Origin of the sequence: Pseudomonas sp. LS-2 (genome assembly GCF_003605735.1) — a bacterium.
Classification (GTDB): Bacteria; Pseudomonadota; Gammaproteobacteria; order Pseudomonadales; family Pseudomonadaceae; genus Aquipseudomonas.
The window spans coordinates 172,533-188,776 of record NZ_QXTJ01000043.1 but is presented as its reverse complement, the minus strand read 5'-3'; the positions used below and the strand labels follow the sequence as shown (position 1 = coordinate 188,776).

The 16,244-nt window shown below is 62.0% G+C and carries 14 protein-coding genes; 7 read left to right on the top strand and 7 right to left on the bottom strand.

Translation table 11 applies throughout. The annotated features are described in order from the left end of the window. Positions 1-51: 51 nt before the first annotated feature. The 5 genes from D3M70_RS28175 to msrB form a co-directional block, all read right to left on the bottom strand. Positions 52-1,488 (bottom strand): catalase, encoded by a 1,437-nt coding sequence (locus D3M70_RS28175; RefSeq protein WP_120129195.1) that lies wholly within the window; start codon positions 1,486-1,488, stop codon positions 52-54. 151 nt (positions 1,489-1,639) lie between these two features. Beyond that, positions 1,640-2,290 (bottom strand): hypothetical protein, encoded by a 651-nt coding sequence (locus D3M70_RS28170; RefSeq protein ID WP_120129193.1) that lies wholly within the window; start codon positions 2,288-2,290, stop codon positions 1,640-1,642. Between the two features lie 338 nt (positions 2,291-2,628). Then, complete coding sequence (gene msrA / locus D3M70_RS28165; protein WP_120129191.1) at positions 2,629-3,363, bottom strand: peptide-methionine (S)-S-oxide reductase MsrA; 735 nt, start codon at positions 3,361-3,363, stop codon at positions 2,629-2,631. Positions 3,364-3,390: 27 nt separating this feature from the next. Further along, positions 3,391-5,214, bottom strand: a complete 1,824-nt coding sequence (locus D3M70_RS28160; protein WP_120129190.1) for a cytochrome c biogenesis protein DipZ — start codon at positions 5,212-5,214, stop codon at positions 3,391-3,393. Between the two features lie 150 nt (positions 5,215-5,364). Next, the gene (msrB, locus tag D3M70_RS28155; RefSeq protein WP_120129188.1) at positions 5,365-5,880 is read right to left on the bottom strand and encodes a peptide-methionine (R)-S-oxide reductase MsrB; all 516 of its coding nucleotides are present in this window, start codon (positions 5,878-5,880) and stop codon (positions 5,365-5,367) included. 185 nt (positions 5,881-6,065) lie between these two features. On the opposite strand from msrB, the gene D3M70_RS28150 reads away from it, so the two are divergent. Beyond that, positions 6,066-6,794: a response regulator transcription factor gene (locus D3M70_RS28150; RefSeq protein ID WP_120129187.1), complete on the top strand. Its 729-nt coding sequence runs from the start codon at positions 6,066-6,068 to the stop codon at positions 6,792-6,794. Then, the gene (locus D3M70_RS28145; protein WP_120129185.1) at positions 6,791-8,284 is read left to right on the top strand and encodes a sensor histidine kinase KdpD; all 1,494 of its coding nucleotides are present in this window, start codon (positions 6,791-6,793) and stop codon (positions 8,282-8,284) included. The genes D3M70_RS28150 and D3M70_RS28145 overlap by 4 nt, the downstream gene beginning before the upstream one ends. Before the next feature lie 146 nt (positions 8,285-8,430). On the opposite strand, the gene D3M70_RS28140 is transcribed toward D3M70_RS28145, so the two are convergent. Beyond that, positions 8,431-9,063: a response regulator transcription factor gene (locus D3M70_RS28140; protein ID WP_120129183.1), complete on the bottom strand. Its 633-nt coding sequence runs from the start codon at positions 9,061-9,063 to the stop codon at positions 8,431-8,433. Between the two features lie 34 nt (positions 9,064-9,097). Beyond that, complete coding sequence (locus D3M70_RS28135) at positions 9,098-10,456, bottom strand: cache domain-containing protein (RefSeq protein ID WP_120129182.1); 1,359 nt, start codon at positions 10,454-10,456, stop codon at positions 9,098-9,100. A 491-nt stretch (positions 10,457-10,947) separates the two neighbouring features. On the opposite strand from D3M70_RS28135, the gene D3M70_RS28125 reads away from it, so the two are divergent. From D3M70_RS28125 to mexE, 5 genes are all read left to right on the top strand, one after another. Continuing rightward, a complete protein-coding gene (locus D3M70_RS28125) occupies positions 10,948-13,008 on the top strand; it encodes a carbon starvation CstA family protein (protein WP_120129179.1) in 2,061 nt (686 codons plus the stop codon). Beyond that, positions 13,008-13,205 carry a YbdD/YjiX family protein gene (locus tag D3M70_RS28120; RefSeq protein WP_120129177.1) on the top strand — a complete coding sequence of 66 codons (198 nt, stop codon included), beginning with the start codon at positions 13,008-13,010 and terminating at the stop codon, positions 13,203-13,205. The genes D3M70_RS28125 and D3M70_RS28120 overlap by 1 nt, the downstream gene beginning before the upstream one ends. Before the next feature lie 230 nt (positions 13,206-13,435). Continuing rightward, positions 13,436-13,702: a hypothetical protein gene (locus tag D3M70_RS28115; RefSeq protein WP_120129176.1), complete on the top strand. Its 267-nt coding sequence runs from the start codon at positions 13,436-13,438 to the stop codon at positions 13,700-13,702. Positions 13,703-13,821: 119 nt separating this feature from the next. Further along, on the top strand, positions 13,822-14,718 hold the full coding sequence (locus tag D3M70_RS28110) for a LysR family transcriptional regulator (protein WP_120129259.1): 897 nt from the start codon (positions 13,822-13,824) through the stop codon (positions 14,716-14,718). Positions 14,719-14,921: 203 nt separating this feature from the next. After that, on the top strand, positions 14,922-16,241 hold the full coding sequence (gene mexE / locus D3M70_RS28105) for a multidrug efflux RND transporter periplasmic adaptor subunit MexE (RefSeq protein ID WP_120129174.1): 1,320 nt from the start codon (positions 14,922-14,924) through the stop codon (positions 16,239-16,241). Positions 16,242-16,244: the final 3 nt, after the last annotated feature.

Genomic DNA, 16,244 nt, shown 5'->3' with positions numbered 1-16,244 from the left:
GGTGTTCGTACCGTCGCCCGAACACCCCTTTTGTGTCAACGCCGAATGTCGTCAGCCGATGCGTTCGATGGACGCCGCGACCCCCGCGCCGTAGGCCGGATCGGCCTTGGTGCAGTTATCGATGTGACGCTGCTTGACCAGTGCCGAGGCGCCGCTGATGGCGCGCGCAGTGTTGTCGAACAGCACTTGCTGTTGGGCCGGGCTCATCAAACGGAACAGCGCGCGGGGCTGGGAGTAGTAATCGTCATCGTCCTGGCGGAAGTCCCAGTTCGCGGCTGCGCCCTGCAGTGCCAGTGGCGGTTCGGAGAAGTCCGGTTGCTCGACCCACGCGCCCTTGCTGTTGGGCTCGTAGCCGATAGTGCCACCGGCGTTGCTGTTGACGCGCATCTGACCGTCGCGGTGATAACTGTTGACCGGGCATTTCGGGGTGTTGACCGGGATCTGGTGATGGTTGACCCCCAGGCGATAACGCTGTGCATCGCCATAGGAGAACAGGCGGCCTTGCAGCATCTTGTCCGGCGAGAAACTGATGCCTGGTACGACGTTGGCCGGGTTGAAGGCGGCCTGTTCGACGTCGTGGAAATAGTTTTCCGAGTTGCGGTTCAGTTCCAGGGTGCCGACTTCGATCAGCGGGTAGTCCGCGTGCGGCCAGACCTTGGTCAGGTCGAACGGATGGATCTTGTAGGTGCTGGCGTCCTGCTCCGGCATGATCTGCACGAACATCTTCCACTGCGGGAAGTCGCCTTTTTCGATGCTGTCGTACAGGTCGCGCTGGTGCGTTTCACGATCACCGGCCACCAGATCGGCGGCTTCCTGATCGGTGAGGTTTTCGATGCCTTGCTGGGTTTTCAGGGTGAACTTGACCCAGAAACGCTCGTTCTGCGGGCTGATGAAGCTGAACGTGTGGCTGCCGAAGCCGTGCATGTGGCGATAGGACTTTGGCAGGCCGCGATCACTCATCACCACCGTGACCTGGTGCAGGGCTTCAGGCAGCGAGCTCCAGAAATCCCAGTTGTTGTCGGCGCTGCGCATGTTGGTGCGCGGGTCGCGTTTGATCGCGTGGTTCAGGTCGGGAAATTTCAGCGGGTCGCGCAGGAAGAACACGGGGGTGTTGTTGCCCACCAGATCCCAGTTGCCCTGTTCGGTGTAGAACTTGATGGCGAAGCCACGAATGTCGCGCTCGGCGTCGGCGGCGCCACGTTCACCGGCCACCGTCGAAAAACGGATGAAGATATCGGTCTGCTTGCCGATTTGCGAGAACAGCTGCGCCTTGGTGTAGCGGCTGATGTCGTGGGTCACGGTGAACGTGCCGAACGCGCCAGAACCCTTGGCGTGCATGCGCCGCTCCGGGATCACTTCGCGGTCGAAGTGGGCCAGTTTCTCCAGCAGCCATACGTCCTGCAGCATCAGGGGGCCGCGAGGGCCGGCCGATTGTGAATTCTGGTTATCAACGACGGGTGCACCCGCCACTGTTGTAAGTTTGTTCATGCTCAGGCTCCGGTTTAGGATCGTTTAGTCTTATGGGTTCAGCCGTTCGGTTATTGGATTATCGTGCGCCTTTTTGATGACCATTCCTCTGGCATAAAAAAAGCGCCCTGTTCGGGCGCCAAAGGGAGGAGAGAATCGGTAAGGCGACCGCTCAAAAGCGATAGCTCTCTGCGGCGGTCACGCCCATGAGCCCGGGGCTTTGAGCCCAGACCTCCATGGTCGAAAACCAAGTGTGCGGGCGAGGAGACTGGCGGCACTCACTGGTGAATGAGGCGCCGGAAGGAATGTCCAGTTTGATCTTGCAGATCAGCTGGTTGGTCCGGTAAAGCAGTTCGCTGACCAGATTGGCGGTGGCGTAGTCCCCGCAATCGACGGCAATGTCCATGAAGCGCTGGGCCCGTGCGGTCAACACCGTCAGCTGCTGCGAGGCCTGATGAATTTCCTTGAAGCACTCGCGAAAACCCGTGGCCTGTTCAGCGTCGGCCAGCGGCACGGCGGGGAGGTTGTCCTGAGAAGCGCCGCCCTCCAGCCCGTTGATCCTGGCCTGCAGGAACTGCATGAACTGTTGAGTCGACAGATCGAGACCCTTGAAGAGTTCCTTGATCGCCTGGTAGTTCAGTTTGCGCAGACGCCAGCGCACTTCGCGGGCAAACCCACCGACCTGGCGAGTGGTCTGCAGGTGCTCGTCCAACAGTTCGAGAAACCGTTCACGCTCGCGGCCATGAAGGGTGGTGTACAGGCCGTGGGCGTCAGCGGCGAATTCGGCATGCAGCTCAGAGCGTGGATCGATGTCGGCAAACATGTGAGTTTCCTCGCAAGTGTCTTTACGGGCCTGTCCGGTACGGTCTGTTTCCCACAGCTTTCAGAGAGGTTGTGCCTGGATGACAGGAATGATTCAAAGGTATGCCTACCCATGATCGGCGTCACTTGTACCTTCGTACCGCGTGCTGATACGTAGGTTTTTGATGGTCATACTTTGGTTTGTACAGGTCTGTGACCCGCCAGCACATCTCGTAGCAGTCCGGCTTGCCGGCGGTAGCGGTGGGTCAGTGGCGCACATGCTGCCTGAGTCAACGCCACCGCCGGCAAGCCGTGCTGCTACGGTGCGATGTCAGGCACATGACAAACACAGGGACTTGATTACTGCCCGGTCTTGAGCAACACCGGCTGTTCGCTGTAGCGGTCGGCGAACAGTTGCTTGAGTTGCCCGACCTTGGGCAGGTCGTTGATCACGATGTAGGGATAGGTCGGGTGCGTGGTGAGGAAATTCTGGTGATAGTCCTCGGCCGGGTAGAAGCCGTTATAGGACTCGACTTTGGTGACGATTGGCGCATTGAATGATTTGGCCGCATCCAGTTGTGCGATGTAAGCCTGGGCCACGGCTTGCTGGTCCGGGCTTTGCGGGAAGATCGCCGAGCGGTATTGCGTGCCGTGATCGGGGCCCTGGCGATTGAGCTCGGTCGGGTTATGGGCGACCGAGAAGAAGATTTGCAGCAGCGTGCCGTAACTGACCTGTGACGGGTCGAAGGTGACTTCCACCGATTCGGCATGCCCGGTATCGCCTTCGCTGACCCGTTCGTACTGCGCGGTATCGGCCTTGCCCCCGGCATAACCGGAGACGACTTTTTTCACCCCCTGGACATGCTGGAACACCCCTTGGACACCCCAGAAACAACCGCCTGCCAACACGGCTGTTTCGGTCTTCGCCGAGCTGACCATTTCGTCCTTCTGCGGCGGTGCGATGCTCACTGCATCTTCAGCGGCGAACGAGCACGCGGCGGTTTGCAGCAGTGCCGCGCCGAGTAGCAGGCGCAGGCCGTTGCGGCGCCAGGCGGGCAGGGTGGAGGTGAGGCGGGAAACGCTGAAGTCTTTCATGTCTGACACTCCTGAAACGATGGGGAATCAACCAAAGGTGAAGGCGTATGCGGACACGCCCGGATCGCTGAATTCGATGCTGAAGGTGTGATCGCCGACATCACCCGCCTGGCGTACCAGTTGGTAGAGGCGCTGTTCGGTCACGGTGCCGCTGCCGTCGGGTGCGACGTCGGTGCCGTGGGACTCGCCGGGCACCTTGCCGTCGATCATGACCTTGAAACGTACCGGCTTGCCGTCGCTTCCCGGGCCCAGCACCAGGTGCAGGTCACGGGCATGGAAGCGGTAGACGATCTTGCCGTTGGGTGCACTGAGGCTGGCGTGCTCGGCCCCGATGTTCCACTGACCGTCCAGGCCCCAGTCGTTCAGCGCCAGGGTGCCCGGCGTGCTGTAGCGGGCGATGCGGTCACTCTGGGCGCCGCCCGGCGAGACGAAGTTTTCGGCACGTTCGAAACCCAGGTAGGTTTCCGGCGATTTGACCTCACCCATGTCAGCGGCCTGCTGCACGCCCTTGCCGCTGGCATCGATCAGGTCAGTGGTGATCTGCTGGTGACCGGCTTCGCGCAGCAATTCCTGAATCACCCGCTCGGATTCGTCGTAGGCGCCTTCACCGAAGTGGTGATAGCGGATGCGGCCTTGAGCGTCGGCGAAATAGTGCGCTGGCCAGTACTGGTTATTGAAGGCGCGCCAGATCCGGTAGTCGTTGTCGATGGCGACCGGGTAGTGGATGCCCAGGTCGGTCATGGCTTTGGTGACATTCTTGATGTCACGTTCGAAAGCAAACTCAGGCGCATGAACGCCGATCACCACCAGCCCCTGATCGCGGTATTTGTCCGCCCAGGCTTTGACATAGGGCAGGGTGCGCAGGCAGTTGATGCAGGAGTAGGTCCAGAAATCCACCAGCACCACTTTGCCTTTCAGTTGCTCGGCGGTCAGGGGCGCTGAGTTCAGCCATTGCACCGCGCCGTCGAGCGACGGCAACTGGCCCTCGACCGGCAGGCTCGGCGTGCTGTTTTTCGCCGCCATCATCATTGCGCCGGACGCTTGCATGCTGGCGCCTGCTTCATCGCGACCGGGGATGTTCTGCGCCATCATCGCGCCGCCCTGCATGACGTTGCTGTCTTGCGGTGAACGCCCTGTGAGCCGGCCCACCAGCGACTGCTCCAGACCACCGGTCGAGGCGGTCGAGACGCGGGCCAGAATGCCGGTGTCCAGACCCAGCGCAATGGCCGCGACACCCGCGAGCATTGCAGCGCCCAGACCGCGGCGAATCCACTCACCGGCCCCCAGCGAGCGTTTCATCGCGCTGAACACCTTGCCGCCGAGCAGCAACGCCAACGCCAGAGAAGTGGCGGCGCCAGCGGCGTAGGCCAGCAACAGCAGGGTGGTGCCGATACTCGCGCCTTGCAGCGCGGCGCCGGTCAATACCAGGCCGAGAATGGGACCGGCGCATGGCGCCCACAGCAAGCCGGTGGCGACGCCGATCAGGAACGACGCCCACGGGCTGGGCCTGGCGTCCACGCCGGCGTTCTCGGACAGTCGACTGCCCGCTGCCACCAAAGGCCGAGTCAGACGTTCCGCCAGTTTCGGCAGCAATAGCGTAAGGCCGAACAAGGCGACGAAAATCAGTGCCAGGCCGCGGCCGTACTGATTCAACTGGACGACCCAGCCACCACCGACCGCCGCCAGGGTGGCGACCAGCGCGAAGGTCACCGCCATGCCCACCAGCAACGGCAAGCCGCTGCGCGCGAAAGGTTGACCGGTGCGGGCGAAGACAAACGGCAGCACCGGCAGGATGCACGGGCTGACGATGGTCAGCACGCCGCCGAGGTAGGCGAGGATGATCAGGAGCATGGGGCAATTCCCTTCAGATGGATCGAAAGTCTGTTCGGTGTACACAGGGATGATCTCCCTGTAGCAGTCCGGCTCGCCGGCGGTAGCGATGTCACTGACGCCACCGCCGGCAAGCCGTGCTGCTACGGGGCATGTGTCGCGTTGGCCAAGTCACGCCTGCTCGGCGAAGCTCATCGCCAGGCCGTTCATGCAGTAGCGCAATCCGGTGGGCTTCGGGCCATCGGTGAAGACGTGGCCCAGATGCCCGCCGCAGCGGCGGCAATGGACTTCCTTGCGCAACACGCCGAACGAGGTGTCGGTGCGGATGGCCGTGGCGTTGTCCAGCGGCGCCCAGAAGCTGGGCCAGCCGGTGTGGCTGTCGAACTTGGTGCTCGAGGAAAACAGTTGCAACTGGCAACCCGCGCAGGCAAAGGTGCCGCTGCGGTGCTCGTCGTTCAGCGGGCTGCTGTAAGGGCGCTCGGTGGCTTCACGGCGCAGCACCTGAAATTGCTCGTCGCTGAGCAACGTGTGCCATTCGGCGTCGCTGTGGCTGACTTCGAAGCTGCCGATTGGCGAGTCTTGAGGTGTCAGGGTTTGGCCATCGGCAAACTTGGGCAGCACGCCCAATGCGATGGCGGCGACCCCGGCGCTGCTGCTCAGCACCATGAACTGTCTTCTTGAAAGCATGATGGTCTCCTTGGCACGGGCTGCTCTGGGTTCAGACCAGACCTGTGATGCGATGAACCAAGGTTAGGCGCGCGCTGTTCCCGGAATCCTCACCGAGAGTTAAACAATTCGTGATAACTGCCCGCCGACAAAATCGGCACAATGGCCCCATTGCGCGACCGATGCGCCCGTAAGGTTTGCTTTCAATGGATCAGCCCAAACGCATTCTGGTGGTCGAGGACGATAGCCATATCGCCGACCTGATTTGCCTGCATCTGCGGGACGAGCATTTCGACGTGGTGCACAGCGCCGATGGCGAGAAAGGCCTGCGCCTGCTGGAACAGGGCGGCTGGGATGCGCTGATTCTGGACCTGATGCTGCCTGGCGTGGACGGCCTGGAAATCTGTCGCCGCGCCCGTGCCATGACTCGCTACACGCCGATCATCATTACCAGCGCCCGCTCCAGCGAGATGCACCGTATCCTCGGCCTTGAGCTAGGCGCCGATGACTACCTCGCCAAACCCTTCTCGATGATGGAGCTGGTGGCACGGGTCAAGGCGTTGCTGCGCCGGGTCGATGCCATGGCGCGCAACCTGAAGATCGACGCGGGCAGTCTGTCCAGCGCCGGTTTGTTCATCGACCCGCTGACCCGAGAAGCGTCGCTGGAAGGCCGCCCGCTGGACCTGACACCACGAGAATTCGACCTGCTTTATTTCTTCGCCCGGCAACCGGGCAAGGTGTTCTCCCGGCTGGACCTGCTCAATTCGGTCTGGGGCTACAACCACGAAGGCTACGAGCACACCGTCAACACCCACATCAACCGCCTGCGCGCCAAGATCGAAGCCGATCCGGCGCAGCCGTTGCGCATCCTCACGGTGTGGGGCCGAGGTTACAAGTTCGCAACGCCAGGTGACTTGTCGGGGGACGCATCGTGAACATGACCCTGACCCAGCGCCTGTCACTGGTGTTCGCGCTGCTGTTGCTGATCTGCTGCGGCACCTCGGTGTTGTTGCAGGTGCGTTCGAACAAAATGCACGAGCTGGAAGTGGTGCAGGGCCTGTCTCGTGATCTGGCGCAGCACATCGCTCGCGACACCCAGTTGATGGACGCCAATGGCCTGAAACCCGATGCAGTGCGCGAACTGTTCAGTCAGTTGATGCTGGTCAACCCCAGCGTCGAGGTTTACCTGCTGGACATGGACGGCAAGATCGTCGGCGATGCCGCGCCCAAGGACCGGATCGTGCGCGACCGGGTCAGCCTGGCGCCGATTCGCCAGTTGCTCAGTGGCGCGCCCCTGCCGATTCTGGGGGATGATCCGCGCAGCCTGGACGCGCGCAAGGTGTTCAGTGCCGCGCCGCTGATGGTGACGGGCAAGCCATCGGGCTTTTTGTACGTCGTGCTGCTGGGCGAGGCCCATGACCGTTTCGCCGAGCGCGGCGCCACCAGCGAGGCGTTGAATACCGCACTGTGGTCGATTGGCCTGATCGCCTTGCTGTGTCTGCTCGCCGGCCTTGCAGCCTTTGGCTGGATCACCCGGCCGCTGCGGCGTCTGACCGATTCGGTGGGTCGCTTTGACATTAATGCCGCGCCGGTGGCGATTTCGGCCGAAACGGTGGAGGCGCCGCGTCCGGGCCACGATGAAATCGCGGTGCTGGATGCAACCTTCAAGCAGATGCAAAACCGTCTGAGCGAGCAATGGCAGACCCTGACCCGACAGAGCCAGGACCGCCGTGAACTGGTGGCGAACATCTCCCACGATTTGCGTACACCTCTGGCATCGCTGCACGGCTATCTGGAGGTGCTGTCAGTCAAGGACGCCAGCCTGAGCCCCGAAGAGCGGCGGCGTTATCTGGGCATTGCGCTGGATCAGAGCCGCAAGGTCGGGGGACTGGCGCAGTCGTTACTGGAGCTGGTGCGGCTGGAGCACGGTTTCGTGGTGCCGGTGGTCGAGCGCTTCTCGCTGACCGATCTGGTGCAGGACATCTTCCAGAAGTTCGAACTCAGTGCCGAGGCCAAGGCCGTGACCCTGACGCCGCAGTTTGCGCCTTCGATTCCCGGCGTGCATGCCGATCTGGGGTTGATCGAACGGGTGCTGACCAACCTGCTGGACAACGCCCTGCGCCATACGCCCCACGGCGGCGAGGTCAGGGTGTCGCTGTCGCCGAAAGAGCGTTTTGTCGAGGTGACCGTCAGTGACAGCGGACCGGGGATTGCCGCCGAGTTGCGCGAAGGGTTGTTCCTGCGGCCGTTCAATATCGGCGGTGCCCGGCGCGATGGCGGGTTGGGTCTGCGGATCGTGCACCAGATTCTGCAATTGCATGGGCACCGGATTGAACTGGTGGATGTGCCGGGGCAGGGCGCGACGTTCAGGTTTGACTTGCCGGTGGATCAGGAGACGGCGCAGAAGGCATTACCGCAGGGGTGAGTCGGGATCAGCTCTCCGAATGTCCTGTAGCAGTCCGGCCGGGCGACGTTCCTTTTGCCGGCGGTGGCGTCTTCAAGATCGCAACCGCCGGCAAGCCGGACTGCTACGGGGTTATACGGGGGAATTGTGGAGGGTGTCATGGGCAGTCACGGCAACAACAACCCATGCTCCATCGCGTACTTCACCAGCCCCGCCGGTTTGTCGACTTTCAATTTGCGGCGGATGCTCAAACGGTGGGTCTCGACGGTTCGCACGCTGATCGCCAGGTCGCGGGCGATGGTCTTGTTGTCCAGCCCTTTGGCCAGACCCACCAGCACCTGCACTTCGCGCGGGGTCAGCTCGTTTTCTTCGGTTTTTTTCGACACCAGTTTCAGCGTCACTTCGGCGCTGTAGAACGTGCCGCCAGTGGCGATGGCCTCGATGGCGGCGACGATTTCCCTCGATGGCGCATTCTTCAGCACATAGCCGCTGGCGCCGGCGCGGATCGAGGTGACGACGTATTCCTGATTGTCGTACATGCTCAGGATCAGAATCTTGATCGCCGGGCAGCGCTGGCGGATCAGTTGTGTCAGCTCCAGGCCGTTCATGTCCTGCAAGCCGATGTCCACCAGCAGGATGTCGGGTTTGACCTCTTCGCACATCGTCAACGCCTGCGCAGCGTTCTCGGCTTCACCCACCACTTCGAACAGCGGACGGGTGGAGAGCAGGGCGCGCACGCCGTCGCGGACCAGAGAATGGTCGTCGACCAGGGCGATACGGATGGTCTGGCTGGCGCTCATGATCGGGGATCGGTTCCTGTGTGGATGAAGGACGTCAGGCGGTGACGCTGATCGGCATGGTCACGGTCAATTCACTGTGCCCCGGCGTGGAGTACAGATTGAGCTGACCGTGGAAATGTTCGACGCGCTCGCGAATATTACGCAAACCGATGCCACCCTGTATCTCTTGCAGGTTCGCAACATCGACCCGAAAGCCGACGCCGTCGTCGCGAACGGTCAGTTGCACCTGTTTTTTCGTGCCTTGCAGGTCGATGTAGACGTTCTGCGCGTGGGCGTGGCGCTCGATGTTGGTCAGCGCTTCCTGAAGGATGCGGAACAGCGCGACCGGCGCACCTTCCGCCAGTTTCAGGTTGTTCAGGTTGTGGGTGTAGTGGATGGTCAGCCCGGTTTGCTGCTCGAACTCGGCCACCAGTTGGGTGACGGCGGCGGCAAGGCCCAGGGTGTCGAGCAGGGAAGGGCGCAGGTCGTGGGAGATGGTGCGGATTTCGCCGATGGCGTCCCCCAGCCGCTCGGTGCCTTGTCGCAAGGTGTCCAGGCCGCGCTGGTCGTTGCCTTCCAGTTGCAGGCCCGCCAGTTCGAACTGGAATTTGATCGACACCAGCACCTGACTGATGCCGTCGTGCAGCTCCCGCGACAGCCGCGAGCGCTCTTCTTCCTGCAGGTTCATGATGCGCTGATTGAGCATTTGCAGCTTGCGGTCGGCCAGCCGGTGTTCGCTGGCGTTCAGGGTGACGCCGCAGATGAACACCAGCAACACCGCGATCAACGCCACGGCGCCGATGTCGAGCATGGTGGCGTAGATCCCCCGAGCCACTTCATGGCGCGCCTGCTGGGTGGCGCGTTCGACGTCTTCCAGATAGATCCCGGTGCCGAGCATCCAGCCCCAGCGCTTGAGCATGACCACGTGGGCGAGCTTGTCGGTGACCTGGCCGGTGGAGGGTTTTTCCCAGGCGTAGTGCTGAAAACCGTCGCCGGATTGGGCGCTTTTCAGCAACGCGCGGATCACCAGCAGGCCCTGGGGATCGGTCATGTTCCACAAGTCCTTGCCGACCAGCGCCGCCTGGCGAGGGTGCATCAGGCTGCGACCGTGCTCGTCATAGACGAAGAAATAGCCGTCGATGCCGAAGCTCAGCTTGGACAGCTCTTCGAGCACTTGCTGTTTGGTCTGTTCGTCGTTGCGGCCGCTGTCGTAGATCGGCGCCAGGGCGCTCATGGCCATTTCGACGTAGTTCTTGAGCTCGGCGCGCTTGCTGGCCAGGATGCTGTCTTCGATCAACTGCGCCTGCTGCTCGCCCAGGCGCTGGTTCTGCACGATGACCAGCGCGCAGATCACCGACACGGCAAGGATCAGCGGCAGGATGCCCAGGGCGACGATCTTGTGTTTGAGTTGCATGGTCTTGGCGTCCAGCGGGGCGGGGTGTTGTTGTGGACGGTATTAGACACGCTATGGCGGGCGGTCGCACCTGTCTGCGCGCCGGTCACACTGTGATTGATGCCCGAAGGGCGTGGGAGGCCGGCTTGCCGACGATCTGCCGGGGACCGGCAGTAAATGCTCAGAAGATGGTGTGTCAGGAAGAACGGGGGGAGATGATCTTACGACTGCTGCGCAGCCGATCGCCGACAAGTCAGGCTCCCACGGCCTTTGGCCAGAATCAGAAGCCATGCGGCGAGCGCCTTGAGGGGCTTGTCTGAGTGCATGGAATCTCCCACGCCTTCGGCAGAAGCGGTTCAATGGCAAGCATCTGCGTAGTACTACGCAGAAGATCCCGTAGTAGTACGAATTTCTCTTGGTGACAGCAGCGTGGATAGTGGCGACGCTCCGTTATCCCGGGGCACACAATAACAATTACGCCACAAGCCATGAGCTTGGGCAGGAGACCCACAATGACCCGACTGACCAAACATCTGGGTTGGTTCGCCGTCGCTGCCCTTGGGGCATGCGCCTTGGGTGTCGTCGCGCTGCGCCGCGGCGAAGCCATCAACGCACTCTGGATCGTCGTCGCTGCTGTCGCCATCTATCTGGTTGCGTACCGCTACTACAGTCTGTTCATCGCCAATCACGTCATGCAACTCGATCCGACCCGGGCCACGCCCGCGGTGATCAATAATGACGGCCTGGATTATGTTCCGACCAACAAACACATCCTCTTCGGTCACCACTTCGCCGCCATCGCCGGCGCTGGCCCGCTGGTCGGCCCGGTGCTCGCCGCGCAGATGGGTTATCTGCCCGGTACGCTCTGGCTGATCGCCGGTGTTGTGCTGGCCGGTGCGGTGCAGGACTTCATGATCCTGTTCCTGTCCACGCGCCGTAACGGCCGCTCGCTGGGCGACATGGTCCGCGAAGAGATGGGCCGCGTCCCCGGCACCATCGCCTTGTTCGGCTGCTTCCTGATCATGATCATCATCCTCGCGGTGCTGGCGCTGATCGTGGTCAAGGCCTTGGCTGAAAGCCCGTGGGGCATGTTTACCGTGCTTGCGACCATCCCGATCGCGATGTTCATGGGCGTGTACATGCGCTACATCCGTCCGGGCCGTATCGGTGAAATCTCGATCATCGGGGTCGTGCTGTTGCTGCTGTCGATCTGGGCCGGTGGTCAGGTCGCTGCCAGCCCTGAGTGGGCCCATGCGTTCACCTTCACTGGCGTGCAGATCACCTGGATGCTGGTCGGTTACGGTTTCGTCGCTGCGATGCTGCCGGTCTGGCTGCTGCTGGCGCCACGTGATTACCTCTCTACGTTCCTGAAGATCGGCACCATCGTCGCCTTGGCGATCGGCATCCTGATTCTGGCGCCCGAGCTGAAAATGCCGGCCCTGACCCAGTTCACCGACGGCACCGGCCCGGTCTGGAAAGGCGCACTGTTCCCGTTCCTGTTCATCACCATCGCCTGTGGTGCGGTGTCGGGTTTCCACGCGCTGATTTCTTCGGGCACCACGCCCAAGCTGCTGGATAACGAGAAGAACGCGCGTTATATCGGTTACGGCGGCATGCTGATGGAATCCTTCGTGGCAATCATGGCGATGGTCGCCGCTTCGGTCATCGACCCGGGCGTGTACTTCGCCATGAACAGCCCGGCGGCTGTGGTCGGCGGCGATGTGGTGACGGTGGCTCAGACCATCACCAGCTGGGGCTTCGCGATCACTCCAGACACCCTGACCGCAGTGGCCAAGGACATCGGTGAGAACACTGTTCTGGCCCGTGCCGGTGGTGCGCCGACGTTGGCGGTGGGTATCGCGCAAATCCTGCACCAGGTGCTGCCAGGCCAGAACACCATGGCGTTCTGGTACCACTTCGCGATCCTGTTCGAAGCACTGTTCATCCTGACCGCTGTCGACGCCGGTACCCGTGCCGGTCGTTTCATGCTGCAAGACCTGCTGGGCAGCTTCGTGCCAGCGCTCAAGCGCACTGAATCCTGGACGGCGAACATCATCGGCACCGGTGGTTGCGTGGCGCTGTGGGGTTATCTGCTGTATCAAGGCGTGATCGATCCGCTGGGCGGCATCAACACCCTGTGGCCGCTGTTCGGTATCTCCAACCAGATGCTGGCAGGTATCGCGTTGATGCTGGCGACGGTGGTTCTGATCAAGATGAAGCGTCAGCAGTACGTGTGGGTCACCATTCTCCCGGCGTCGTGGCTGTTGATTTGCACCGTGACCGCAGGTTTCATCAAGCTGTTTGACCCAAGCCCGGCCGTTGGTTTCCTGGCCCTGGCGAAGAAGTACAGCACGGCCGCTGATGCGGGTCAGATTCTGGCTCCGGCCAAGACTGTCGATCAGATGCAGCATGTGATTTTCAACGCGTACACAAACGCGGCGCTGACCACGTTGTTCCTGTTCGTGGTGTTGAGCATTCTGTTCTATGCGGTGAAGGTGGGTCGTGCGGCGTGGGTCAAGAAGGAGCGCAGTGACAAGGAAGCGCCGTTCCAGGCGATGCCGGAAGCGCGCTGATGTTCAATGACTTGAGTCGTCTGGGTAAGTATCTTGGGCAGGCGGCCCGTCTGATGGTGGGCATGCCTGATTATGATAATTATGTGGAGCATATGCAGAGGACTCATCCGGATCAGCCGGTGATGTCGTACGAGGTGTTCTTCCGGGAGCGGCAGGATGCGCGGTATGGCGGGAAGGCTGGGCCCAAGTGTTGTTGAGTTGCTGAGTTCGCTGAGTTCGCTGAGTTCGCTGAGTTCGCTGGTATTGGGTCCTGGCTAACGCCAGGGCTGTTTCGCCTTCGGCGAGTTACTTTTTCAAGAGCCAAAAAGTAACCAAAAGGCCCTGCTCCTGGTTTGGCCCGACTTCGTCGGGTTCCCTCACTCCGGCGACGCTGCGTGGGCCCGCCGCCATCCGCCATCCATGGCGGGGGGCGGCTCTCGCGGCATCCATGCCGCTCGGCCCACGCAGCGCCGCCTGCGTTCGGCCTGCACCCAAGTCGCGTTTTGTGTCGTCTGGACCATTGCGTACCAAGATCAAGATCAAGATCAAGATCAAGATCAAGATCAACGGCAGGGGCAACGGCAACGGCAACGGCAACGAAAATGAAAAACGAAAACTCTTGATCGTGCCCACGCTCCGCGTGGGTATGCGGGGCAGGACGCTCTGCGTCCGTCGTGGCGGGGTGCGCGGCATCGATCATGGAACAGCGGTTTAGCGTCCAGTCCCCATCGCTGCCATCCCCTCAGCCCGTCGCTCATCACTCAACGCAACCTTTGACTTCTGCTCACTCGATTTTTAAGTATGATGACCGTAATCAAAGCCGAGTTTGCGTCCATGAACCGCACTGACCTGCGCCATATCAACCTCAATCTCCTGCTGATCTTCGAAGCGCTGATGCACGCTCGAAGCGTCAGTCTGGCCGCTGAACGGCTGTTCCTCGGCCAGCCTGCGGTCAGTTCTGCGCTGGCGCGACTGCGGCTGCTGTTCGACGACCCGTTGTTTCGCCGCTCGGGACGCTTCATGCAACCCACGCCTCGCGCCGAAGAAATCGCCCGGCTGCTCGGTCCGGCGCTGGAATCCATCGCCATGGCGGTCCAGCGCCCGAGCGCGTTCGATGCCGCGACCAGCGATCGCGTGTTTCGCATCGGCCTGAATGACGACGTCGAATTCGCCTTGTTGCCCCGACTGCTCAAGCGCATACGTGCCGAAGCACCGGGCGTTTCCCTGGTCGTGCGCCGCGCCAATTACCTGCAGATGCCCAGATTGCTCGCCTCGGGCGAAGTGACCTTGGGCGTGGGTTACACCACCGAACTGCCGGCCGCCGCGAAACGCCGCAACCTGCGCAGCACGCGGATCGTTCTGTTGCGCGGCGACCAGGCGCCGGGTGACATCGATCTGGACGAGTTCTGCAAACGCCCCCATGCGCTGGTGTCCTTCGCTGGCGGGACAGTGGGGTTTGTCGATGACGCCCTGCGGCGGATCGGTCGCGAGCGCAGAGTGGTGCTGGCCGTGCCGCAGTTCAACAGCCTGGGCGCATTGCTCGAAGGCACCGATCTGGTCGCGGCGGTGCCCGATTATGTCGCTCAGGTGCTGACCGCAAACGGTCAGTTGCGTACCCAGGCCTTGCCGATTCAGCTGGAGGATCTGGCGGTGCACATGGTCTGGACCCTGGACAAGGACAACGATCTGGCCGAGCGCTGGTTGCGGTCGCGGATCGTTATGTTTCTTTAGCCGGACCGCTGCAGAAAAAACATTTCCATCACGATCAGGATGAACGGCTGAGAGGCGCGGAATAGACGCGCTAGTCGGTCTGTTCGTGATTTACATTACAACTATCATTCAAGCTGATATCAGCATTGAATTCATTCAATTCGTAGACCGGGTCGCGCTACCACACAATCCGGCAATTCTTTAACCACCTGGCGGGCAGAGCAATGCAACAGTCACTGACACTTCTTCGTTATCCCCTTGCGGCATTGGCGCTGGTCTTGGTCAGCGCCTGTGACAAGGGCCCCTCGGCCGCCGCGCAGGCACCGTCGGCGCCCAAGGTGGATGTCGCCAGGGTGCTGCAACAACCGGTCATCGAGTGGGACGAAGTCACTGCCCGCCTGGAAGCCCCCGAGACCGTCGAAGTGCGCCCTCGCGTTTCCGGCCAGATCGACTCGGTGGCGTTCATCGATGGCGCGCTGGTGAAGAAGGGCGATCTGCTGTTCCAGATTGACCCGCGCCCGTTCGAAGCCGAGGTCCATCGGCTCGAAGCACAGTTGCAACAGGCCAAGGCGGCGTCGGTTCGCAGCAACAATGAAGCCGAGCGTGGCGAGCGTCTGCGCACCAATAACGCGATCTCGGCGGAGCTGGCCGACTCACGGTCCACCACCGCGCAGGAGTCCAGGGCCGCCGTCGCCGCCATTCAGGCTCAGCTCGATCTGGCTCGCCTGAACCTGAGCTTTACCCACGTCACCGCGCCCATCACCGGCCGTGTCAGCCGGGCGGAAATCACGGCGGGCAACCTGGTCACCGCCGACCAGACGATCCTCACCAGCCTGGTTTCCACTGACAAGGTCTACGCCTACTTCGATGCCGATGAGCGCGTGTTCCTCAAGTACAACCAGCTGTCTCGCGACGGCAAGCGCGGGACGACGACGCCGGTGTACATGGGCCTGTCCAACGAGGCGGACAACAAGCATCAGGGGCAGATGAACTTCGTCGACAACCAGGTCAACCCGCGCACCGGGACCATTCGCGGTCGCGCCGTGTTCGACAACGCCGACGGCCGTTACACCCCAGGTCTCTACGCCCGCTTGAAACTGGTCGGCAGCGGCACCTACGCCGCGACGCTGATCAAGGACGAGGCGGTCGGGACCGATCTGGGCAAGAAGTTCGTGCTGGTGGTCGACAAGGACAACAAGGCGGTTTATCGCAGCGTCGATCTGGGGCCCAAGCTCGAAGGCCTGCGTATCGTGCGCAGCGGTCTGGAAAAAGACGACCGCATCGTCATCAGCGGTTTGCAGCGCGTTCGTCCGGGTTCGCCCATCGATCCGCAGGACCGCCCGATGGCCAGCGACGAAACCCTCGCCGCACTGGCCCAGCAACGCGACGCCCTCGAAGCCAGCAATTTACCTACCGGCAATTCACCCGCTAGCCCGTCACCTACAAGCCACTGGGCTGCAGACAACCAACCGCTGAACACCCCGTCCACCCCCAAATCCCCAGCGCCGGCGAAAGTCGCCAGCGCTGCCGGCCCTCGCGGATAAAGG

Excerpts from the sequence above, each read along its gene's own strand:
- D3M70_RS28110 (WP_120129259.1), top strand. The coding sequence starts at position 13,822 with ATGAACCGCACTGACCTGCGCCATATCAACCTCAATCTCCTGCTGATC.
- D3M70_RS28170 (WP_120129193.1), bottom strand. The coding sequence starts at position 2,290 with ATGTTTGCCGACATCGATCCACGCTCTGAGCTGCATGCCGAATTCGCC.
- D3M70_RS28175 (WP_120129195.1), bottom strand. The coding sequence starts at position 1,488 with ATGAACAAACTTACAACAGTGGCGGGTGCACCCGTCGTTGATAACCAG.
- D3M70_RS28160 (WP_120129190.1), bottom strand. The coding sequence starts at position 5,214 with ATGCTCCTGATCATCCTCGCCTACCTCGGCGGCGTGCTGACCATCGTC.
- D3M70_RS28150 (WP_120129187.1), top strand. The coding sequence starts at position 6,066 with ATGGATCAGCCCAAACGCATTCTGGTGGTCGAGGACGATAGCCATATC.
- D3M70_RS28125 (WP_120129179.1), top strand. The coding sequence starts at position 10,948 with ATGACCCGACTGACCAAACATCTGGGTTGGTTCGCCGTCGCTGCCCTT.
- D3M70_RS28135 (WP_120129182.1), bottom strand. The coding sequence starts at position 10,456 with ATGCAACTCAAACACAAGATCGTCGCCCTGGGCATCCTGCCGCTGATC.
- D3M70_RS28140 (WP_120129183.1), bottom strand. The coding sequence starts at position 9,063 with ATGAGCGCCAGCCAGACCATCCGTATCGCCCTGGTCGACGACCATTCT.
- msrA (WP_120129191.1), bottom strand. The coding sequence starts at position 3,363 with ATGAAAGACTTCAGCGTTTCCCGCCTCACCTCCACCCTGCCCGCCTGG.
- msrB (WP_120129188.1), bottom strand. The coding sequence starts at position 5,880 with ATGCTTTCAAGAAGACAGTTCATGGTGCTGAGCAGCAGCGCCGGGGTC.
- mexE (WP_120129174.1), top strand. The coding sequence starts at position 14,922 with ATGCAACAGTCACTGACACTTCTTCGTTATCCCCTTGCGGCATTGGCG.
- D3M70_RS28115 (WP_120129176.1), top strand. The coding sequence starts at position 13,436 with ATGCCGCTCGGCCCACGCAGCGCCGCCTGCGTTCGGCCTGCACCCAAG.
- D3M70_RS28120 (WP_120129177.1), top strand. The coding sequence starts at position 13,008 with ATGTTCAATGACTTGAGTCGTCTGGGTAAGTATCTTGGGCAGGCGGCC.